Here is a 22060-nt window from a genome sequence, read left to right as displayed (position 1 = left end):
TTTGTACAGGGTGACAGTGCCAGCCTCGGCAAGGCAACGGGTGAAAAGCTTCGGATCCAGATAACTTCAATAAACTAGCTATTTAAGCGATGAGCCGTAACGGGATACCAGATCCAGAGCCTTTTAAATGTGCATAAAAAAACCGGAAACGAGTGAACATTTCCGGATTCTTACACAGCCATAGGATTCATCAACTGATCCTTAACTGATCGATAATACTGCCTTAAGTAGCCTTTATAACATCAAGCTTTTTTCCCTTCATTGCTAACAGAAATCCGACAAAAATCCCCAATAGATCTAACTCGATCTGCTCAACGTTACCGCGAATTATAAAGTATCCAATGAATGATAGTAAAATAATCATATAAGCATTTAGAGGAGAATAATGATCCTCCTTAAAGGCATGTTTTATACACTCTCTTAAAATACCTGCATATAAAAGAATTAGAGAAAGAAGTCCTGCAATGCCCATTCCGAACCACACAAATAAGGCAAGGTTATGAGGGCCAATCGATTTTTTAAACTTCCAGCCAGGATAGTCTACAACTCTGTTATTATAAACATAGTCATAAGCTTTATTTCCGAAACCGTAGCCTACCACAGGGTTTTCTTTAATTAAATCCAGAGCGCTGCCCTGCGTTCCATTTTCATAACGGTATGAACTGTCGGTTTGCTGCAACTTAAAAACTAACCTTGCAGTTATGTCTTTATGTGAAAATATGGCCGTTAATGCGAGCACCGCAATGATTCCGCCCAAAACCAATAACTTCCACTGTTTATACATTAGCGTCCACACAACGCCAACGATAAGCACAGCCAACCACGCGCCTCGCGAGAGCGTACCTAACATTAAGAAAAGATAAATGACACTTAATGCCAAAAATGCAATACGTGCTTTTGTCGTTTTGAATAGCCATAGGTTCAGTAGCGCTGGAAACAAAAATACCATTGAGTCAGAAATCGTACGATGCTTAAATGTCGTAAAAGGCATAATACCTTGCTGGTAATCTTGTAAATATAGAACCAGTTCGGTAAGTGAGCGTAAGCACAATGCGGTTAAAAATGAAAATAATATTATTTTAGATATTATTTCTCTACTTTCATTTTTTAATAAAACCGAAATTGTTATAGAGCTTAATAGAAGGTTTTCAACAACAGAATTATTGATGGCTTTGAAGCTTGCTTTAAGATCTGGTGTGTGAAACAACGAAAAAAACGCCAAAACTGTTAATAATACTACGCTACCAAAAATGAAAGTCTTAAATAACGTTGCATAATGACTGGGTTGTTTGTACAAATAGACTATTGTAGAAATTGTCATCAAAATGACAATAAGATGCTTATAGCGAGTAATACCATCTAAAAAGTAAGTCGCAATGAACAAAAAAACCAATGCTCTGTTCCAGTATTGCTTCCAGTTTTTATTCTCATTATTGAAAAGTAATGCTAAGGCCATTTTTTCTCCGACGTTTGCTCACGAGAGTTAAAATTTAGACGTTAATTGGTCAAACACAATAGAAGCGGGTAAGTTCGCAAGCATTTTATTTGCAGAACGGCACTCCAACTGGTTCATCCCATAACCCCCTATCAACCCAGGATCCGTTGGGCCATATAAAGTGATATTTGGGCGATCCAGCGCCGCGGTAAGATGGCTCAGGCCTGTATCCACCGACACAACAAATTTCGCGCCAGCCAGTACCCTCGCCACCTCTTCAAGACTCATTCGTGGCAACACTTCCACGTAGTCAAACCCTTCAGCCAGCCTTTTAGCCCGCGCCTCTTCATGCGGCGCGCCCCACGGCAGTTTGATTCGAATCCCTGACGATGCCAGTAATCCGATCAACTCTCTCCAGTTTGCTTCCGGCCAGTGCTTATCATCACGGGTCGTGGCGTGTAAAAATACCGCATACTGGCCTGCATCTGCATTAAGATGATTCAAAAAATGCTGCGCTATCGCATAGTCGCCCTGTGATTGTGGTTTGCTGTAGCCCAGACTGAGCGCAAAAAGTTCACGAGTACGTTCCACCGCATGTTGCTGCTTTGGGACAGAGTGACGTTGGTTATAGAAAAGCGAAGCCAGGGGTTCACGGGCGGACTGCCAGTCCATGCCGTGCTTAATACCGCGCGCGAGGCGGGTGACCAGCGCAGCGCTTTTAACCAGACCCTGCGCGTCGATAATCGCATCGTATTTTTCAGCCTGTACAGCCTCACGAAACGCTTTACGTTCTGCTTTTACCGCCGCTGAAAACCATGCTTTACGCCAGCGACGAATGGCTACCGGGATAACGCGATCGACCGCTGCATGCCATGATGGGATTTGAGCGAAACCTTCCTCAACCACCCAGTCGAATCGAATACCCGGTATTGCCTGCTGTGCGTCAGTCAGCGCAGGTAGCGTATGTAATACATCGCCCATTGAGGATGTTTTGACGATCAGAACCCGCATCTGTCAGCTTTCCTCTTGCAGTAACAGGCTGTTGAGTTCTTCAAGCACGCGCTGTGGAGTAATGTCGATGAGGCTTTGATGGTAACCCTCAGCCGTATCGCCTTTACGCACTTTGTGATAGCCCGTAATCAGGCGGATCACGCGAGCCTTATGCGACAACGGTGGCGTAAAGTCCGGGCTGCTGGGACCATAAAGGGCAACCAGCGGGCGGTTAAGTGCGGCAGCGACGTGCATCAGCCCTGAGTCGTTAGTGACTACGGCTTTACAGGCGGCTATCAGAATGACCGCCTGCTCCAGCTGGGTCTCTCCTGCCAGGTTACGGCACCACGCCTGCTGCTCGTTGCTGAGTGTGGCGAGAATTTCATTGCCGGCTTCGTGATCTTTGGCTGAGCCAAACAACACGATTTGGAAGCCTTCATCAATAAGCTGTTTTGCCAGTTCGGCATAGTGGTAGTGTGGCCAGCGCTTCGCCGGGCCAAATTCTGCGCCCGGACAGAAGCCGATCATCGGACGTTCTGAAGAAAGACCAAACGTACTGCAAACCTGGGTCTTTTCGCCGTCATTAACCTGCAGTTGAGGCCAGAGCAGGGGCTGCGGTAAGTCCTTCGCTGTTTGCATCACACCTTTGTCGTAGGCCAGCGCCACATAGCGCTCGACCATGAGTGGCCAGGCTTCTTTATTCAGCACGCGCGCGTCATTGAGCAGGCCGTAGCGCATTTCGCCGCGCCAGCCTGTACGATGAGGAATACTGGCAAAAAAAGGCACCAGAGCAGATTTAAAGGAGTTGGGCAGCACATAGGCGCGGTCATAGCGTCGTTCACGCAGACTGTGGCCGAGCTTACGTCGCTCGCCAATTTCCAGCGCTCCATGGCCGAGCGGCATCGGGATCGCTTCGTTCACTTCTGGCATACGCGATAAGAGCGGACGGCACCACGCAGGTGCCATCACATCAATAATCGCCTGGGGATAACGCGCCTTGAGCGTGCGATAGAGACTTTGCGACATCATCATGTCGCCCACCCATGACGGGCCGATCACCAGTATCCTCATTGCTTGCCTGCCTTACGCGTCGCGGTTCAGCCAGGCCATATATTCCGTTACCCCTTCGGCAACGGTCTTGAACGGCTTGTCGTACCCCGCTTTACGCAGGTTTGTCAGGTCAGCCTGCGTGAACGCCTGGTAGCGGCCTTTCAGTTTGTCCGGGAACGGGATGTATTCAATGCTGCCTTTTTTGTGGTATGCCAGCGTGGCGTCAGCGACCGCCTGGAAGGACTCTGCGCGGCCTGTGCCCAGGTTATAGATACCGGACACGCCGTTTTCCCAGAACCACAGGTTCACCGCTGCCACATCGCCCACGTAGACAAAGTCACGCTTGAAGCCGTCGCTGCCTTCGAACAATTTCGGGCTTTCACCGTTATTCAGCTGAGTGTTCAGGTGGAATGCCACGCTCGCCATGCTGCCTTTGTGCCCTTCACGCGGCCCGTAGACGTTAAAATAACGGAAGCCAACAATCTGGGAATTTGCTTCAGGCAGCACCTGACGCACATATTCGTCAAACAGGAATTTGGAGTAGCCGTAGACGTTCAGCGGCTGCTCGTACTCGCGGGATTCGATAAAGTCAGATGTACGACCGCCGTAGGTGGCTGCAGAAGAGGCATACAGGAACGGGATTTCACGTTCCAGACAGTAGTGCAGGATCTCTTTGGAGTACTGATAGTTATTGTCCATCATGTACTTGCCATCCCACTCGGTGGTAGAGGAGCATGCCCCCTCGTGGAAGATGGCTTCGATCTCGCCGAACTCTTCACCCGCCATAATCTGGATAAGGAAATCTTCTTTATCCATATAGTCAGCAATGTTCAGATCCACCAGGTTAACGAACTTGGTGCCGTCTTTCAGGTTGTCCACCACCAGGATGTCGGTGATGCCTTTGTCATTAAGGGCTTTAACGATGTTACTTCCGATGAAACCTGCGCCGCCGGTAACGATGATCATAACTGTAACCTTTGAAGTGTGGAGCCCGGGGACAATCCCGGATGCTAATGGTTCTATCATATCATTAGTATGGCGACCCTTCAGCCATTCACCGATACACCACAGGGATACACGTGATTTATGCTGCAAAAACGACAACTGATGATGCGTCATCTCGTATCCCCGTATAGCTTTGGGTAATATGTGCCAAAATTTGCCGAGTCTGGAGAATTGCAATGCGTGGGGATTTTTACAAACAGTTAAACAGCGACCTGGAGACCGCACGTGCGGAAGGGTTGTTCAAAGAAGAGCGTATTATTACCTCTGCTCAGCAGGCCGATATCACCGTTGCCGACGGCAGCCATGTGATCAACTTCTGCGCCAACAACTACTTAGGTCTCGCGAATCATCCTGAGCTGATTGCCGCAGCCAAAAATGGCATGGACTCCCACGGTTTCGGTATGGCCTCCGTGCGCTTCATCTGCGGCACGCAGGATAGCCATAAGCAGCTTGAGCAAAAGCTGGCGAACTTCCTCGGGATGGAAGATTCCATTCTGTACTCCTCCTGTTTCGATGCTAACGGCGGTCTCTTTGAGACGTTGCTTGGCGCAGAGGATGCAATCATTTCCGACGCGCTGAACCACGCCTCCATTATTGACGGTGTGCGCCTGTGTAAAGCGAAGCGTTACCGTTACGCCAACAACGACATGGTTGAGCTGGAAGCCCGTCTGAAAGAGGCGCGTGAAGCCGGCGCTCGCCATGTGCTGATTGCCACCGACGGCGTATTCTCTATGGACGGCGTGATCGCCAATCTGAAGGGCGTATGCGACCTGGCGGACAAATACGACGCGCTGGTAATGGTCGATGATTCTCACGCCGTCGGCTTCGTAGGTGAGAATGGCCGTGGCTCGCACGAATACTGTGAGGTGATGGGCCGCGTGGACATCATCACCGGTACGCTGGGCAAAGCGCTCGGCGGCGCGTCCGGCGGCTATACCGCTGCGCGTAAAGAGGTGGTGGAGTGGCTGCGTCAGCGTTCTCGCCCGTATCTGTTCTCCAACTCGCTGGCCCCGGCGATTGTTGCGGCCTCTATCAAAGTGCTGGAGATGGTAGAAGGGGGCAGCGAACTGCGCGACCGTCTGTGGTCCAACGCTCGTCTATTCCGCGAGAAAATGAGTGCGGCAGGTTTTACCCTGGCGGGTGCTGACCACGCGATCATCCCGGTGATGCTGGGCGATGCGGTGGTGGCACAGAACTTTGCTCGCGAGCTGCAAAAAGAAGGAATTTACGTTACCGGGTTCTTCTTCCCGGTGGTGCCAAAAGGTCAGGCGCGCATCCGCACCCAAATGTCTGCGGCGCATTCGCCTGAACAAATTGAACGTGCGGTAGAAGCCTTTACCCGCATCGGTAAACAGCTGGGCGTAATTGCCTGAGGACGTGTAATGAAAGCGTTATCCAAACTGAAAGCGGAAGAAGGGATTTGGATGACCGACGTGCCGGAGCCGGAAGTCGGTCATAACGATCTGCTGATCAAAATTCGTAAAACAGCCATCTGCGGTACAGACGTTCATATCTACAACTGGGACCAGTGGTCACAGAAGACCATCCCGGTGCCGATGGTTGTAGGTCATGAATATGTGGGCGAAGTGGTCGGTATCGGGCAGGAAGTCAAAGGCTTCAAAATTGGCGACCGCGTCTCTGGCGAAGGTCATATTACCTGCGGTCACTGCCGTAACTGCCGCGGTGGACGTACGCACCTGTGTCGTAATACCGTCGGTGTAGGGGTGAACCGTCCGGGTTGTTTCGCAGAATATCTGGTGATCCCGGCGTTCAACGCCTTCAAAATCCCGGACAACATCTCTGACGATCTGGCCTCCATCTTCGACCCGTTCGGTAACGCGGTCCATACCGCCCTCTCTTTCGACCTGGTGGGCGAAGATGTGCTGGTCTCCGGTGCCGGCCCGATTGGGATTATGGCGGCTGCGGTTGCGAAGCACGTGGGTGCGCGTAACGTTGTTATCACCGACGTGAATGAGTATCGCCTGTCGCTGGCACGTAAAATGGGCGTGACCCGCGCGGTAGATGTTTCGAAAGAAAGTCTGAATGACGTCATGGAAGAGCTGGGTATGACCGAAGGTTTTGACGTCGGTCTGGAAATGTCCGGCGCGCCGCCAGCGTTCCGTACCATGCTCGACACCATGAACCACGGCGGTCGTATCGCGATGCTGGGTATTCCGCCGTCGGATATGTCTATCGACTGGAACAAGGTCATCTTTAAAGGGCTGTTCATTAAAGGCATTTATGGCCGTGAGATGTTCGAAACCTGGTACAAGATGGCAGCGCTAATCCAGTCTGGCCTGGATCTGACTCCGATTATCACTCATCACTTCTCTGTCGATGAGTTCCAGAAAGGCTTCGACGCCATGCGTTCCGGTCAATCCGGCAAAGTTATCCTCAGCTGGGACAAATAATAAAAAAGGCCGAGTTATTCGGCCTTTTCTTATAAGGCTTGTCCGAAATGTTGTAAATAAATGTCATTTGTCATAAATATTGCGTAATTGAGTTATTGTCTCGTTGTGCTGCTAATTTTAATTACCTAACCTGAACGTCAATACACTTTACACTTAGACGCCGCATACATTGCCAGCCTTAATACTTTCTTAATATAAGGGCTGTACAATGCCGCGTAACCTCAAGGGTATTTGGTAAGTGATGATGAATAGTTCAATCAGGCTCAGTGTGATTATTCCGTTGTACAATGCGGCAAAGGACTTTAATGCCTGCATGGAATCATTAATCGGGCAAACATGGACTGCTCTGGAAATTATTATTGTCAACGACGGTTCTACAGATAACTCCGTTGAAATTGCACAATATTATGCTGACAACTACCCCCACGTTAAGCTGATTCATCAGAGTAACGCCGGGGCCTCTGTCGCCCGTAACCGCGGGCTTGCAGTCGCTACAGGCGACTATGTCGCCTTTGTCGATGCGGATGACCTGGTCTATCCAAATATGTACGAAACGCTGATGAAGATGGCGCTGGAAGACGATCTTGATGTCGCCCAGTGTAATGCTGACTGGTGCGTGCGAGAAACGGGCAGTACCTGGCAATCCATCCCCACCGATCGTCTGCGTTCTACGGGTGTATTAACCGGCCCGGACTGGTTGCGCATGGCACTGGCATCACGCCGCTGGACGCATGTTGTCTGGATGGGTGTATATCGGCGTGACGTTATTCTCAAAAACAAAATTATGTTTGTTCCGGGTTTACACCATCAGGACATTGTGTGGACCACTGAATTTATGTTTAACGCTGTCCGCGCAAGATATACCGAAGAATCTTTATATAAATATTTTTTACATGACCAGTCGGTAAGTCGCCTTAAAAGACAAGGGGATAAAAACCTTAATTACCAGCGTCATTATATGAAGATCACACGATTACTTGAGAAATTAAATCGTGACTATGCAAATCGCATTACGATTTATCCTGAGTTTCATCAGCAAATTACCTATGAAGCATTGCGCGTGTGCCACTGCGTACGTAAAGAAAAAGATATCTCAACGCGCCAACGTATGATTGCTGAGATTTATGCTTCCGGGATGTTTAAACGTATGGTCATGAACGTGCGCAGCGTGAAACTGGCCTGGCAGGCGATGCTGTGGACATATCGCCTGTGGAAATGGCGCGACAAAACGCTGTCGCCCCACCGTATTACCCGCAAGGTGCTCAATCTACGCTAACGTTTTTACTACCGGGGGATCGCCCCCATCCCTGCCATTGATGCTGGAAATAGCTCACCAGCATGCTGTGAGCGATGCTGTCGCTCATTACGCTAAAGAATCGGTCTGCATATACCGGCTCAGGCGCCCCCTTCGGTTTACAGATATTCACGCCGCGGAACGGATTTCGCGGGGTGTCAGGTGCATTGCCTTTCGGCGGCGTCATATTGGGTGTGGAAGTATCCACCTGCGGCTCGTTTAACAGGCTACTTGGGCGCACCAGCGTAATGTCAGAGGGCAGCGTCGGTAGCATCTGCTGCAATACGCGCACGGTAGAAGGGTGGGGATGCCCAATCGCAATGGCAGAACCATTACGGCGTGCCAGCTGAACGGCACGATTAAACTGCACGCGGATATCCGCCTCGTTTTGCGTATCGTCCAAAAACACTTTGCGCTTAATCACTTTCACGCCTGTACCCTGTGCCGCACGCATCGCCTGGCTGTTGCCAATGGTCATGCTGTCGAGGAAATAGAGGTTATAGCGCTCCAGCGCCTGCATCACCTTCTGCATTCCAAACAGGCTTGAGGTCATGGCGCTGCCCATATGGTTGTTCAGCCCCGCCGCGTACGGTACTTTGCCGTAGGCCTCCCGGATGATCCGTTCAACCTCGTCGCTGCTCATTTCCGGGCGCAGTGTATCTTTTTCTAAGGGCTGTTTGCTTAGCGGTGCCATCGGCAAATGAATCAAGACCTCGTGACCGCTATTGTGCGCTTTGGTGGCCATCTCGCGAGCGTGGGGCGCGTTCGGTAATACTGCTACGGAGATAGCGGGAGGCATCGCCAGCACCTGATTTTCATTGTGCGGACGATAACCGAAGTCATCAATGACGATGGCAAGTTTGCCTGCGTAAACGGGTGCAACCAGCGCCAGTGCGCTGGCGACGGAGAGAACGATACGACGAAATTGAAGCAAAACTTATCTTCCCAACCACGGCTGTGGATTGACCGCCTGACCCTGGCGACGAATTTCGAAATAGAGTGACGGGCGGCCCTGACCGCCACTGCTGCCCACAAGGGCGATGGGTTGGCCGGCGCGCACCTGGGTGCCCACGCTGACCAGAGCGCTCTGGTTATAGCCGTAAAGACTCATATCGCCTTTACCGTGTTCCACTACTACCACCAGCCCGTAACCCTGCAGCCAGTCGGCCAGAATTACGCGGCCATCGGCAATGGCTTTCACTTCGCTACCTTCAGACGCACCGATAACAATCCCTTTCCAACGTAGCTCACCCTGCAGTTGTTCGCCATAGCGATGCAGAATTGTACCGCGTACAGGCCAGTAAGCCTGACCGCGCGGGGAGCCCAGGCCACCGGTACGCGACATCAATGAACGTTCGCTTTCAGTTGGTTTATAGGTGGTGCCTTTACGGGACGCTTCCTGCTGTTTGTTACGTACAGCCTGCGCCTCGCGCGCCTCTTTTTCGGCACGCGCTTTGGCAGCTGCTTCCGCACGGGCAATGCTGTTACGCAATTTAGATTCGTTAGCGCGCATTTCGCTGAGCTGACTCTGACCTGCCTGAATAGAAGACTCCAGCCCGCTCAGCGTTTTTTTACGCTCGTTGCGCGCCTGCTCCAGCTTCGCCTGCTGCGCCTGCTGTTCGTAGAGCAAGGTCTGCTGCTGGCTCTGCTTCTCTTCCAGCTCGGCTTTTTGTGAGGAGACCTCTTCGCGCGTCTGTTTCAACTGCGCAATGGTCTCCTGACGCGCCTGGTTCAGATAGCCAAAATAGGCCTGCAAACGCTGGCCACGCTGACTCTCTTCACCGCTCAAAATCAATTGAATGCCGGTATGTTCGCCCTGACGGAAGGCCGCGTCGAGCTGCGCCGCAAGATTACGCTCCTGGCTAATGCGCTGGCGTTCAAGTTTGGCGATCGACGCGTTCATTTCATCGATTTGCTTGTTGAGCTGAGTGAGGGTGTTTTGAGTTTCGCGCAATTTACGCGTCGCGGCAGAAATCGCCTCTTCCTGCTGCTTAAGTTGCGCAAGCAGTGCGGCGCGCTGCTGCTGTTGCTGGCGTACCGCACGCTCTTTCGCGGCGATATCGGCCTGAATAGATTTAAGCTGATCCCGGTCATCCGCATGGGCGGACGCAGCGCACAGCAATACGCCAGCGCTGAGCGCGCTGGCGTAAAGCAGAGGTCTGACTGATAACCGTATCGGCTTCACGACCCATGTGATTGAAAAAATCGCCTTTCCCCTCATGGGGAAGGATTATTCCACGATGAACAGCGCCTTGCCAGTCATCTCTTTCGGGATTTCCATACCCATCAGCGTCAGCATAGTGGGCGCGATGTCAGAAAGCTTGCCGCCTTCGACCGCTTTCACTGATTTATCACCCACGTAGATCAGCGGAACGGGCAGGTTCGTGTGCGCCGTATGTGCCTGCCCGGTAGACGGATCGCGCATCTGCTCGGCATTGCCGTGGTCGGCGGTGATCAGCAGTTGTCCACCCACCGCTTCCACCGCTTTCGCGACCTGCTCAACGCAGTGATCCAGGGCTTCAACGGCTTTCACCGCGGCTTCCATTACACCGGTATGACCAACCATGTCGCCATTTGGGTAGTTACAGATGATGGTGTCGTATTTCCCGCTCTCGATTGCCGCCACCAGTTTTTCAGTCAATTCTGCAGAGCTCATTTCAGGCTGCAGATCGTAGGTCGCTACTTTCGGGGAGTTAATCAGAATACGATCTTCGCCGCTGAACGGCTCTTCAACGCCGCCATTAAAGAAGAAGGTAACGTGAGCATATTTCTCGGTTTCGGAGATACGTAGCTGGGTTTTGTCATTCTTCGCCATCCACTCACCGAAGGTATTCTCCAGCGAAGCAGGGGGATAGGCGCAAGGGGCATTGATGTCAGCGGCGTATTCGGTCAGCTGGATGTAGTCGAGATTAACCACTTTTTTACGGGCGAAGCCGTCGAAATCGTGATTTACAAACGCACGGGTAATTTCACGGGCACGGTCGGCGCGGAAATTCATGAAGATCAAAGCATCGCCATCGTTCATGGCGGCATCAGGCTGGCCTTCAGCGCGAATGACGGTCGCTTTCACGAATTCGTCGTTTTCATCCCGTGCGTAAGCGGCTTCCAGGCCTTCGACGGCGGTCGCGAACTGGAATTCACCTTTTGCCAGCGTCATCAGGTCATAGGCCTGCTCAACGCGATCCCAGCGATTATCGCGGTCCATGGCGTAGTAACGGCCGATGAGAGAAGCCACGCGCCCTTTACCCAGAACAGCAAACTTCTCTTCAAACAGCTGCAGAGAGTGTTTAGCGCTACGCGGTGGGGTATCGCGACCATCAAGGAAGGCGTGAAGATAGATTTTTTCTGCACCGCGTTCTGCCGCCAGCTCGACCATCGCCAGAATATGATCTTCGTGGCTGTGTACACCGCCTGCAGAGAGCAGACCCATAATGTGTACCGCTTTGCCTGCCGCTACCGCTTTATCTACCGCGCCGCACAGGGTCGGGTTAGCAAAGAAAGTCCGTTCTTTAATTTCAACATCCAGACGGGTGAGATCCTGGTAAACAATGCGCCCTGCGCCCAGGTTTACGTGTCCGACTTCGGAGTTGCCCATCTGGCGATCCGGCAGACCGACTTCCAGACCGGAAGCATCAATCAAGGTATGAGGGCGTTTAGCCCACAGTGCATCCATGACCGGGGTTTTGGCGTTGAGAATGGCGTTATCCTGGCTCTCTTCACGGTAGCCATAGCCATCCAGGATCACCAGTACCATAGGTTTTTTAGAAACCGACATTGCGACAACCTCTGTGCGTAATAGACAAAAAATTTGCGTAATTTTACTACAGCTGAATCGTGCAAATAGCCGCAGAAGATCAAAGAAACCCGCGGGGCAGAGGTTCTTCAGGGCAATTTTGGTCTTTTTTTTCGTGGCAGGCCGCAGAAAATGGATTAGCTTAGTGTCGCTGGCTGTATTTGCTCCAACGCGCAGGTATACTCCTGTCCTGGTTTTTTATTCACTTAGTCGGGAGTCGTTACCCCCCATGCAAGAAATTATGCAATTTGTTAGCCGCCACCCCATACTTTGTATCGCGTGGATTGGTTTACTGGCCGCTGTGCTGTTCACTACTTTCAAAGGCCTCACGTCTAAAGTGAAAGTGATCACTCGTGGCGAAGCAACGCGTCTTATTAATAAAGAAGACGCGGTGGTTGTCGATCTGCGTCAGCGTGACGATTTCCGTAAAGGGCACATTGCAGGCGCTATCAACCTGCTGCCCGCTGAAATCAAAGCAAACAATTTTGGCGAACTGGAAAAGCATAAAGACAAACCGATTATCGTTGTGGACGGTACCGGCATGCAGGCTCAGGAACCCGCCAATATTCTCTATAAGGCAGGCTTTGAAAAAGTGAGCGTCCTGAAAGAGGGTATCTCCGGCTGGAGCGGCGAGAATCTGCCTCTGGTTCGCGGCAAATAAACAGGAGTCAAGTCATGGCCAATATCGAAATCTATACCAAAGCGACCTGCCCGTTCTGCCATCGCGCAAAAGCGCTGCTGGACAGCAAAGGTGTCTCATTCCAGGAGTTGCCGATTGATGGCGACGGCGCGAAGCGTGAAGAGATGATTAAGCGAAGTGGCCGCACGACGGTTCCGCAGATTTTTATCGATGCGCAGCACATTGGCGGCTGTGATGATTTATATGCGCTCGACGCGCGCGGCGGGCTTGATCCTCTGCTGCGCTAAGGCGTTTTAAGACAATAAAAAAAGGGTTTTTTTCATGTCAGAACAAAACAACACCGAAATGACTTTCCAGATCCAGCGCATTTATACCAAGGATGTCTCTTTTGAGGCTCCAAATGCGCCGCATGTTTTCCAGAAAGACTGGCAGCCAGAGGTTAAACTTGATCTTGATACCGCATCCACCCAACTGGCGGATGACGTGTATGAAGTCGTGCTGCGTGTGACCGTAACTGCTTCTCTGGGCGAAGAAACGGCGTTCCTGTGTGAAGTACAGCAGGGTGGTATCTTCTCTATCGGTGGCATTGAAGGCAACCAGATGGCGCATTGCCTGGGTGCATACTGCCCGAACATTCTGTTCCCGTATGCCCGTGAGTGCATTACCAGTCTGGTTTCTCGTGGTACATTCCCGCAACTGAACCTTGCGCCGGTGAACTTCGATGCGCTGTTCATGAACTATCTGCAGCAGCAAGCTGGCGAAGGTACTGAACAACATCAGGATGCCTGATGAGTACTGTTAATGCGTCAATGACTGTGATCGGTGCCGGCTCTTACGGCACCGCTCTTGCCATTACTCTGGCAAGAAATGGCCACCAGGTTGTGCTCTGGGGCCATGACCCAAAACATATCGCAACGTTGCAAGCCGATCGCTGTAACGTGGCGTTCCTCCCTGATGTGCCTTTCCCCGACTCACTGCACCTTGAAAGCGACCTCGCGACGGCGCTGGCGGCCAGCCGTAACATTCTGGTTGTGGTACCCAGCCATGTGTTTGGCCAGGTTCTGCGTCAGATAAAACCGCTGATGCGAGCCGATGCGCGTATCGTCTGGGCGACCAAAGGGCTGGAAGCCGAAACCGGACGTCTGCTGCAGGATGTGGCGCGCGAAGCGCTGGGGGATGAGATACCGCTGGCGGTGATCTCCGGACCGACATTTGCGAAAGAGCTGGCAGCGGGTCTGCCTACGGCCATCTCTCTGGCGTCCACCGATGAGACTTTTGCCGACGATTTGCAGCAGCTTCTGCACTGCGGTAAGAGCTTCCGTGTCTACAGCAACCCCGATTTTATCGGCGTGCAGCTGGGTGGTGCGGTGAAGAACGTGATTGCCATCGGTGCCGGGATGTCCGACGGTATTGGCTTTGGTGCCAATGCGCGAACAGCGCTGATCACCCGCGGCCTGACCGAGATGTCCCGACTGGGCGCTGCGCTGGGTGCCGATCCTACAACCTTTATGGGCATGGCGGGGCTGGGCGACCTGGTGCTTACCTGCACCGACAACCAGTCACGTAACCGCCGCTTCGGCATGATGCTCGGACAGGGCATGGATGTCACGGGCGCGCAGGAGAAGATTGGTCAGGTGGTTGAAGGCTACCGCAATACCAAAGAAGTTCGCGAATTGGCGCACCGTTTTGGTGTCGAAATGCCAATAACCGAGGAAATTTATCAGGTATTGTATTGCGGAAAAAATGCGCGCGAGGCAGCATTGACCTTATTAGGTCGTGCGCGAAAGGACGAGCGCAGCAACGAAGCCTCCCCGAAATAACCGGGGCCGCAGGGTAATAACCAATAACCCTGCAGCCTGATGTCGGTCGGGGATAATCGCAGGGATCCTTTGTCATCCAACGACACGGCCAGCAGAGACTGGCCGGTCGTACCATTACGTCTGGAGTAAGCAATGCCGTGTGAAGAACTGGATATCGTCTGGAACAATATTAAAGCCGAAGCCCGGGCTTTGGCCGACTGTGAGCCTATGCTGGCCAGCTTTTATCACGCGACGCTCCTCAAGCATGAAGATCTTGGCAGTGCCCTGAGTTATATGCTCGCCAATAAGTTGTCTTCCGCCATTATGCCCGCCATTGCCATTCGCGAAGTGGTCGAAGAGGCCTATGCCGCCGACCCGGAAATGATCGCCTCTGCCGCCTGTGATATTCAGGCTGTACGCACGCGTGACCCGGCGGTGGATAAATACTCCACCCCTCTGCTTTACCTGAAAGGGTTTCATGCGCTGCAGGCCTACCGCATCGGCCACTGGCTGTGGAATGAAGGCCGCCGCGCGCTGGCGATTTTTCTGCAAAACCAGGTTTCGGTCACCTTCCAGGTCGATATTCACCCGGCCGCGACGATTGGGCGGGGCATCATGCTCGACCACGCCACCGGTATTGTGGTGGGTGAAACGGCGGTGATCGAAAATGATGTTTCGATCCTGCAGTCGGTGACCCTGGGTGGTACCGGTAAAACCAGCGGCGATCGCCACCCGAAAATTCGTGAAGGGGTGATGATTGGCGCCGGGGCGAAGATTCTGGGGAATATCGAAGTGGGGCGCGGTGCGAAAATTGGTGCCGGCTCAGTGGTATTGCAACCTGTTCCTCCTCATACCACCGCCGCAGGCGTTCCGGCGCGTATTGTCGGCAAGCCCGATAGCGACAAGCCGGCGATGGATATGGATCAGTTCTTCAACGGTATTCACCATACCTTTGAGTATGGTGATGGCATCTAACTTCTGAGGATGGCGCCGGCATAACCTAGCTGGCGCCAGGCTTCATAAACTACCACCGACACCGCATTAGAGAGGTTCATACTGCGGCTGTCTGGCATCATCGGAATACGAATTTTTTGCTCAGCAGGCAGCGCATCCAGAATCGTTGCGGGCAGGCCGCGCGTCTCTGGGCCAAACAGCAGATAATCCCCTTGCTGATAGCTCACGGCACTGTGCGCTGGCGTACCTTTGGTGGTCAGGGCAAACATGCGCTGGGGTTTCTCTGCATCCAGAAAAGCCGCGAGATCCCGATGGCGAACCACGGCGGTAAATTCATGGTAATCCAGCCCCGCGCGACGCAGGCGTTTGTCGTCCCACGTAAAGCCCATTGGCTCAATGATATGCAGGCGAAAACCAGTGTTAACGCACAGGCGGATGATATTGCCGGTATTCGGTGGAATTTCTGGTTCGAAGAGTACGATGTTAAGCATGCTGACTGCCCCCTTATTTGCGGGGGGCAGGATAGCATTTTCACTACGCCGCGTCGCCCTGCGACAAGGGGGCCAGTGCAGCCGGAAGCTTACTCAACTCTTGCACCAGAGAGTCTTTGCTGATCTCACTAATCGACCTTGCGCCGGTTAGCGTCATCGCCACCCTCATCTCTTTCTCGATCAGGTTCAGCAGATTCGCCACGCCCGCCTGGCCGTGCGTTGCCAGGGCATAGAGATAAGCGCGCCCCAGCAGCACGCTGTCTGCGCCCAGCGCAATCATGCGTACCACATCCAGCCCGTTGCGGATGCCACTGTCGGCCAGGATGGCGATATCCCCTTTCACCGCGTCGGCAATGGCAGGTAACGCCCGCGCTGAAGAGAGTACCCCATCCAGCTGGCGGCCACCGTGGTTAGAGACCACAATACCATCGGCACCAAAACGGACCGCATCGCGGGCATCTTCCGGATCGAGGATCCCTTTGATCACCATCGGGCCGTCCCAGAATTCACGGATCCACTCCAGGTCTTTCCAGGAGATCGAGGGATCGAAGTTATTCGCCAGCCAGCCGATGTAATCCTCCAGCCCGGTGGGTTTCCCCAGATAGGTAGAGATATTCCCCAGATCGTGTGGACGGCCGTTAAGCCCCACATCCCATGCCCACTGAGGATGGGTTACAGCCTGCCAGTAGCGACGCATCGCTGCATTGGCGCCGCTCATACCTGAGTGGGCATCACGGTAGCGCGCGCCGGGGGTGGGCATATCCACCGTAAAGACCAGCGTCGAACAGCCGGCCGCTTTAGCGCGCTCCAGCGCGTTGCGCATAAAACCGCGATCGCGCAGGACATACAGCTGGAACCACATGGGGCGCTTAATGGTCGGCGCCACCTCTTCAATGGGGCAGACGGAAACGGTGGAGAGGGTAAACGGAATACCTTTCGCATCGGCCGCCGCCGCGGCCTGCACCTCTCCACGCCGGGCATACATGCCGCACAAACCCACCGGCGCCAGAGCCACCGGCATCGAGAGCGTTTCGTTAAACAGCGTTGTCTCGAGGCTAAGATCGGACATATTCTTCAGCACGCGCTGACGCAGGGCCACTTCCGACAGGTCTTCTACATTACGGCGCAGCGTGTATTCGGCATAAGCACCGCCGTCGATATAGTGAAACAAAAACGGGGGCAGGATGCGCTTCGCTGCGGCGCGGTAGTCACTGGCTGCGGAAATAATCATGCTTTGGTCTCCCTGGTAGTGTCGTTGTCGCCAGGCAGACGGGTAATACGCGCCTGTCGGGCCTGATCTTCATCGAATTGTTTGATGGTGGTGTGGACAAAGCCCAGGTGCGCCATCATCGCCTTGCGCGCCGCTTCGGCATTTCCGTTCAGAATGGCGTTCAGCACCGCCTCGTGCTGCTCAGTGAGGCGGGCAAAGACCGGCGGCACCTGATACATACGCTGGCGGCTCTGCTTCACGGAGGATTGCAATAGGTCGAAAAAACCGCGCATGGTCTGCAGCAGCACCACGTTGTGCGAGGCTTCAGCAATGGCAAGGTGAAAACGGACATCCGCCTGGGAGGCGATATCCGGGTCGGGGCTTTGCGTCGCGTCGAAGCAGGCTTTTAGCTTCTCTTTGTCGGCCTCCGTCGCCCGCATGGCCGCATGCCATGCCGTGCTGGTTTCGATAGCGTGACGCGCTTCCAGGATATCGAAGCTGTAGTCCGGGTCGTTCTCCATCAGCGTTTTTAACGGTTGAACAATGTTTTGTTCCGACCAGTCATCATGCTGCCAGCGTACAAAAGTGCCGCCGCCACGACGGCTCAGCAGCACCCCTTCATTCACCAGCGTCGCCAGGGCTTCACGTAACGAGTTACGCGAAACGCCAAGCTGGGCTGCCAGCTGGCGCTCGGCGGGCAATTTCATGCCCGCCTCCAGCTGTTGTTCTTTAATCAGCGTCTTTACGCGAGAGGCAATCTCGTCGGAAAGACGTCTGGGCATCACTATCATGGAATCATCCAGGTTAAGACGTAGGCCTGTAGCGTGGTGATCACGCCCACCATGCAGGTGAATATCAGGCTGTGTTTGACGGTAAAGCGGAATAGGTCGGACTCCTTGCCCACCAGGCCTACCGCCGCACAGGCGATAGCGATGGACTGCGGCGAGATCATTTTGCCGGTCACCCCGCCGGTCGTGTTAGCCGCGACAAGCAGGACGTCGGAGACGCCAATCTGCTGGGCCGCCGTCGCCTGTAGCGCAGCAAACAGGGCGTTGGACGAGGTATCTGACCCGGTCAGGAACACACCCAGCCAGCCGAGGAACGGCGAGAAGAAGGTAAACGCGTGCCCGGTATGCGCCAGGGCCAGGGCCAGCGTCGACGACAGCCCGGAGTAGTTCGAGATAAACGCGAACGCCAGAACCATCCCGATAGAGTAGATCGGCAGCGCCAGCTCTTTCAGCGTGCTGGCAAACGTCTGCACCGCGGCGGCAGGCTTCATGCGCAGCCACACCACAGAAAGAATAGCGGCAAACAGGATGGCCGTACCGGTGGCGGAGAACCAGTCGAACTTATAGACCGCTGCATAGGGTGACGCCTCGCTAACCACCGGCGGCATACGCGCGACCATCTTGTCGAGGAAGGGTACGGAGATATTAATCACCATGTCATACAGCGCGCCGCCAGGGGCGAACAGGGCTTTAAACGGCGGAATGCTCCAGAGGGTGACGGTTGCCGTCAGGAACAGGAAGGGCGACCAGGCGCGAATGATTTGTCCTGGGGTATAGCCAGTGCGCGCCAGGGTCTGATCGACGTGTGAGGCGCCCATATCGGCAAAACGGAAAATACGCACCGGCTGCCAGCGCTTGAGGAACAGCGTCAGGCATACCAGAGAAACCAGCGACGAGATAATGTCCGGCAACTCCGGGCCGAGGAAGTTGGAGCTGAGGTACTGAGCGATGGCGAAGGAACCGCCTGCGACCATCACCGCAGGCCAGGTCTCTTTCACGCCGCGCCAGCCGTCCATAATCGCCATGATCCAGAACAGCACAATAATGGTCAGGAACGGCAGCTGACGTCCTACCATCTGGCCAATCTCAAAGCTGTCCAGCCCGGTCACCTGTCCGGCCACCAGAATCGGGATCCCCATTGCGCCAAAGGCGACCGGCGCGGTGTTAACGATCAGACAGAGACCGGCGGCATAGAGCGGGTTAAAGCCTAAACCTACCAAAAGGGCTGCGGTGATGGCCACCGGCGCGCCAAAGCCAGCCGCCCCCTCCAGGAATGCCCCAAAAGAGAAGCCGACAATCAGCATTTGCAGGCGCTGGTCCGGGGTGATGGAGAGAATCGACGAACGGATAATGTCGAACTGACCGGTTTTTACCGAGATTTTATAGACAAATACGGCGGCAATAATAATCCAGGCGATGGGCCATAGACCGTAGAAGAAGCCATAGACAACCGAAGCCAGCGCGCGATCGACCGGCATTTTATAAAAGAACAGCGCGACCAGCAGGGCGATGGCGACAGTCCAGGTCGCGGCAAGGTAGCCCTTCAGCTTGAGCTTAATCAGCGCAAAAAAGAAGAACAGAATGGGTAGCGATGCGATCAGGCTCGATAGCCAGATATTGCCGGCCGGATCGTAGTTTTGTTGCCAGAGGCTCATTGCAGGTCTCCTGAGGACCACCCGTCCTGTTCGCGGTGAGTCTGCGCTCATCTCAACGTCACAATACGTGTAAAAGTGGTCCTGCCAATAGGGTGATGTAGGGGTAATGACAATGAATGGTTAACCAGATGTTATGGTTGGGCAACGATTTTGTGATGGGAAATAATGGAAATGTGAACCAGTGGACAGTCAAAGGGGGAATTGGTTGGGCCAATTTTGGGCGGGGTAAGGCCTGATGCCCTCACCCCGGCCCTCTCCCCGGAAGGGGGAGAAAGGCGCAGTTCCCTCGCCTCTTTAGGAAGAGAGGGAGGGGAAATTATCAGAATGGCGTCTTACAAAAGCCGGTCATCTCTTTCAGGCCCATTTCACGGCCAAGTTCGGTCATCGGGTGCACGACGACCAGACCACGAACGCTTTTCTTCAGCTTGCCCATATCAGCCTGCTCTTTTTTGGTGATCGGGCGGCGGTGCGGCATGTCCATCAGCTTCTGCGCTTCTTTACTCAGCTTGTGGTTTTTCACTGCGCGCAGGCGATCAATTTCGGCTTCCAGCGTCGCGGTCTCTTTTTCCAGCTCGGCATACTTCTCGGCGGACTCAACCAGCGAGAGGCCAGCCATCTGGTGGCGGATCAGATCCAGGCGGTCGCTCAGGCGTTTAATTTCGTTCTTTTCGACTTCTTTCATCACAAATAACTCTAAAAACGGGGGAGATTACAGGGAAGGATACACCAATGTGCGCAGGCTTACTTCTGAAACGCTTTTTTTAAGCTGATCCGGGAAATCAGCTCAGTTAAAGAGAGCACCATGGTGGAGCGCACCATCTGCTGATAACGCTGCTTCTGCATGGCGTAAAGCTCAGGATCGCTGGTATCGAACTGCGGCGCCGGGGGAAGGGCCGTGACGCAATGTAGCTCACCCAGCGGCCCGAGGATCTCGTCGTCGGTGAAACCATACTCATTGCCGTCGTGATTTAGCTCTTCCCGCAAGGCCATCAACAGTTCGGCATCTTCGTACTCCGGTCGGCTAATAACGCCCAGACCGTAGATTAACTTCAGGCGGACAGATAAATCGCCCAGCGGTCCGTCGCCGTCCAGTAACGGTTCTACCGCATATTTCACCGCGTAATCGTCTTTGCGAAACACCTGAAGCACCAGGATATTCACCGCCTCGGTGAGTAACTCGACGGCGGAAATCAGGAAACTTCGTACAGTTTTGCCAGCATTCAGACGTTCAAGCACACGATTTTCAAAGGCCTGGGTTTGTTCCATTATTGCCTGCATATCTGACAATCTTTTATCCGGGCGCAGGATGACCTGCGCCAGTTCCTGCATCATTTGGTTGCGTTGTAAACGTTAACCGCCTCCACAACCACTTCGCTATTTGCATCCAGTCCGGATACCTGCGCCAGTGCGGCCTGTGGGCCATTATCGTTAATTAATTGCGCCAGTTCCTGAGCCTGCGGATCCTCTGCGCTACGGTAATGCATGGCGGCGGCAATCCCCGTGACCAGGTTTTTGTTAGGCAGGCCATATTCCAGGGTGCCCAGTACCGGTTTAATCAGACGGTCGCCTGCGCTTAGCTTACGCAGCGGCTGACGGCCCACGCGCTCGACGTCATCTTTCAGATACGGGTTTTCAAAACGACCGAGGATTTTCTGAATGTATGCCGCATGTTTTTCGGCATCAAAACCGTAGCGTTTGATCAGCACCGCGCCGCTCTCTTCCATGGCACCTTTTACCACAGCGCGAATTTTCTCATCGAGAATCGCGTCACGGATGGTCTGATGGCCGGCCAATTTTCCGAGGTAGGCGGTTATAGCATGCCCGGTGTTCAGCGTGAAGAGTTTGCGTTCGACAAAGGCCATCAGGTTGTCGGTCAACTCCATACCCGGAATGGTGGGCAGGGGGCCTTTGAACTGGGTTTTATCGACGATCCACTCGCTGAAGGTCTCAACGGTCACTTCCAGCGGGTCATTGGTCGCGGAGGCAGACGGCGGCACGATACGGTCTACGGCGGAGTCCACGAAACCAACGTGCTCTTCAACCCAGGCTTTATCTTCTTCAGCCACGGCGGCCAGCACATGGCCTTTCAGTTGGGAGGTGCCACGCACCATGTTTTCACAGGCGATAATGTTCAGCGGCGCGTTGTTGCCCTGGGCTTTACGTTTGGCCAGCCCTTTTGCTACGGCGGGGGCGATACGCTCCAGGACGACAGGGCCAACGGCGGTGGTTACCAGGTCGACTTCAGCGATCAGGTCAATGACCTCGTCGCCAATGCTGCTGACCGCGTTAACACCGCTCACGGTATCTACCTGTTCGTTTTCACCCACCACGTGCACCTGATAGCTATGACGGGCATTCAGGGCATCGAGGACTACCTGATTCACATCGGCGAATGTCAGCGTAATGCCCGCGTCTGCCAGCAGTTTGCCGATAAATCCACGACCGATATTACCTGCGCCAAAATGTAATGCTTTCATAGTGTTAACCTTCATTAATGTTTTTACCCGAGAGGGCTGGGGTGAGGAACTTTTCCCCTCACCCTAGC

Annotated in this window: 22 protein-coding genes; 8 read left to right on the top strand and 14 right to left on the bottom strand. The window is 53.7% G+C overall.

Going from position 1 to position 22060, the window contains the following annotated elements; genetic code table 11:
* Positions 1-223: 223 nt before the first annotated feature.
* The 4 genes from rfaL to rfaD are packed head-to-tail and all read right to left on the bottom strand — an operon-like array spanning position 224 to position 4441.
* Positions 224-1456, bottom strand: a complete 1233-nt coding sequence (gene rfaL / locus B2Q93_RS08690) for an O-antigen ligase RfaL (RefSeq protein ID WP_286772313.1) — start codon at positions 1454-1456, stop codon at positions 224-226.
* Between the two features lie 27 nt (positions 1457-1483).
* On the bottom strand, positions 1484-2446 hold the full coding sequence (rfaC, locus tag B2Q93_RS08685) for a lipopolysaccharide heptosyltransferase RfaC (protein WP_286932555.1): 963 nt from the start codon (positions 2444-2446) through the stop codon (positions 1484-1486).
* Positions 2447-2449: 3 nt separating this feature from the next.
* Positions 2450-3496 (bottom strand): ADP-heptose--LPS heptosyltransferase RfaF, encoded by a 1047-nt coding sequence (gene rfaF, locus B2Q93_RS08680; protein ID WP_286932553.1) that lies wholly within the window; start codon positions 3494-3496, stop codon positions 2450-2452.
* A gap of 12 nt (positions 3497-3508) precedes the next feature.
* A complete protein-coding gene (rfaD, locus tag B2Q93_RS08675) occupies positions 3509-4441 on the bottom strand; it encodes an ADP-glyceromanno-heptose 6-epimerase (protein ID WP_046886296.1) in 933 nt (310 codons plus the stop codon).
* A gap of 215 nt (positions 4442-4656) precedes the next feature.
* On the opposite strand from rfaD, the gene kbl reads away from it, so the two are divergent.
* The 3 genes from kbl (at position 4657) to B2Q93_RS08660 (ending at position 8167) form a co-directional block, all read left to right on the top strand.
* A complete protein-coding gene (kbl, locus tag B2Q93_RS08670) occupies positions 4657-5853 on the top strand; it encodes a glycine C-acetyltransferase (RefSeq protein ID WP_286932551.1) in 1197 nt (398 codons plus the stop codon).
* 9 nt (positions 5854-5862) lie between these two features.
* A complete protein-coding gene (tdh, locus tag B2Q93_RS08665) occupies positions 5863-6891 on the top strand; it encodes an L-threonine 3-dehydrogenase (protein ID WP_040077852.1) in 1029 nt (342 codons plus the stop codon).
* Positions 6892-7132: 241 nt separating this feature from the next.
* On the top strand, positions 7133-8167 hold the full coding sequence (locus B2Q93_RS08660) for a glycosyltransferase (RefSeq protein ID WP_286932664.1): 1035 nt from the start codon (positions 7133-7135) through the stop codon (positions 8165-8167).
* Here B2Q93_RS08660 and B2Q93_RS08655 read toward each other — a convergent pair.
* Genes B2Q93_RS08655 through gpmM form a run of 3 tightly spaced genes read right to left on the bottom strand, consistent with a single transcriptional unit; the run spans position 8154 to position 11960 of the window.
* Positions 8154-9119 (bottom strand): divergent polysaccharide deacetylase family protein, encoded by a 966-nt coding sequence (locus B2Q93_RS08655; protein WP_286932549.1) that lies wholly within the window; start codon positions 9117-9119, stop codon positions 8154-8156. The two genes, B2Q93_RS08660 and B2Q93_RS08655, sit on opposite strands and share 14 nt — an antisense overlap.
* Positions 9120-9122: 3 nt before the next feature.
* Positions 9123-10382 carry a murein hydrolase activator EnvC gene (envC, locus tag B2Q93_RS08650; RefSeq protein ID WP_242637326.1) on the bottom strand — a complete coding sequence of 420 codons (1260 nt, stop codon included), beginning with the start codon at positions 10380-10382 and terminating at the stop codon, positions 9123-9125.
* A gap of 33 nt (positions 10383-10415) precedes the next feature.
* A complete protein-coding gene (gene gpmM, locus B2Q93_RS08645) occupies positions 10416-11960 on the bottom strand; it encodes a 2,3-bisphosphoglycerate-independent phosphoglycerate mutase (protein ID WP_286932547.1) in 1545 nt (514 codons plus the stop codon).
* Positions 11961-12207: 247 nt separating this feature from the next.
* Between gpmM and B2Q93_RS08640 the strand changes: the two genes are divergently transcribed.
* The 5 genes from B2Q93_RS08640 (at position 12208) to cysE (ending at position 15392) form a co-directional block, all read left to right on the top strand.
* Positions 12208-12639 carry a rhodanese-like domain-containing protein gene (locus tag B2Q93_RS08640; protein WP_207292744.1) on the top strand — a complete coding sequence of 144 codons (432 nt, stop codon included), beginning with the start codon at positions 12208-12210 and terminating at the stop codon, positions 12637-12639.
* A gap of 14 nt (positions 12640-12653) precedes the next feature.
* Positions 12654-12905, top strand: coding sequence for a glutaredoxin 3 (gene grxC, locus B2Q93_RS08635; RefSeq protein WP_040077862.1), 252 nt, complete (start codon positions 12654-12656; stop codon positions 12903-12905).
* Positions 12906-12939: 34 nt separating this feature from the next.
* Positions 12940-13407: a protein-export chaperone SecB gene (gene secB / locus B2Q93_RS08630; RefSeq protein ID WP_014168079.1), complete on the top strand. Its 468-nt coding sequence runs from the start codon at positions 12940-12942 to the stop codon at positions 13405-13407.
* The gene (gpsA, locus tag B2Q93_RS08625; protein WP_046886289.1) at positions 13407-14438 is read left to right on the top strand and encodes an NAD(P)H-dependent glycerol-3-phosphate dehydrogenase; all 1032 of its coding nucleotides are present in this window, start codon (positions 13407-13409) and stop codon (positions 14436-14438) included. The genes secB and gpsA overlap by 1 nt, the downstream gene beginning before the upstream one ends.
* 132 nt (positions 14439-14570) lie before the next feature.
* Positions 14571-15392 (top strand): serine O-acetyltransferase, encoded by an 822-nt coding sequence (cysE, locus tag B2Q93_RS08620; RefSeq protein WP_286932546.1) that lies wholly within the window; start codon positions 14571-14573, stop codon positions 15390-15392.
* Here cysE and trmL read toward each other — a convergent pair.
* The 7 genes from trmL to mtlD form a co-directional block, all read right to left on the bottom strand.
* Positions 15389-15862 (bottom strand): tRNA (uridine(34)/cytosine(34)/5-carboxymethylaminomethyluridine(34)-2'-O)-methyltransferase TrmL, encoded by a 474-nt coding sequence (gene trmL / locus B2Q93_RS08615; RefSeq protein WP_286932544.1) that lies wholly within the window; start codon positions 15860-15862, stop codon positions 15389-15391. The two genes, cysE and trmL, sit on opposite strands and share 4 nt — an antisense overlap.
* Before the next feature lie 43 nt (positions 15863-15905).
* Positions 15906-17093, bottom strand: a complete 1188-nt coding sequence (gene lldD / locus B2Q93_RS08610) for an FMN-dependent L-lactate dehydrogenase LldD (RefSeq protein WP_040077866.1) — start codon at positions 17091-17093, stop codon at positions 15906-15908.
* Complete coding sequence (lldR, locus tag B2Q93_RS08605) at positions 17090-17863, bottom strand: transcriptional regulator LldR (protein ID WP_286932542.1); 774 nt, start codon at positions 17861-17863, stop codon at positions 17090-17092. The genes lldD and lldR overlap by 4 nt, the downstream gene beginning before the upstream one ends.
* Complete coding sequence (lldP, locus tag B2Q93_RS08600) at positions 17860-19515, bottom strand: L-lactate permease (protein ID WP_046886288.1); 1656 nt, start codon at positions 19513-19515, stop codon at positions 17860-17862. Before lldP ends, lldR begins: the two co-directional genes overlap by 4 nt.
* A gap of 319 nt (positions 19516-19834) precedes the next feature.
* Positions 19835-20197, bottom strand: coding sequence for a YibL family ribosome-associated protein (locus B2Q93_RS08595; protein ID WP_040077869.1), 363 nt, complete (start codon positions 20195-20197; stop codon positions 19835-19837).
* A 59-nt stretch (positions 20198-20256) separates the two neighbouring features.
* Positions 20257-20847 (bottom strand): mannitol operon repressor MtlR, encoded by a 591-nt coding sequence (mtlR, locus tag B2Q93_RS08590; RefSeq protein WP_040077870.1) that lies wholly within the window; start codon positions 20845-20847, stop codon positions 20257-20259.
* Positions 20844-22007, bottom strand: coding sequence for a mannitol-1-phosphate 5-dehydrogenase (gene mtlD / locus B2Q93_RS08585; RefSeq protein WP_286932539.1), 1164 nt, complete (start codon positions 22005-22007; stop codon positions 20844-20846). The genes mtlR and mtlD overlap by 4 nt, the downstream gene beginning before the upstream one ends.
* Between the last annotated feature and the right edge of the window lie 53 nt (positions 22008-22060).

The sequence above is a fragment of the Leclercia sp. UBA5958 genome (assembly GCF_002430365.1).
In the GTDB taxonomy this organism is placed as follows: Bacteria; Pseudomonadota; Gammaproteobacteria; order Enterobacterales; family Enterobacteriaceae; genus Enterobacter; species Enterobacter pneumoniae.
Note: the sequence above shows the minus strand (reverse complement) of the source record. Positions and strands in the feature narration are given on the sequence as shown.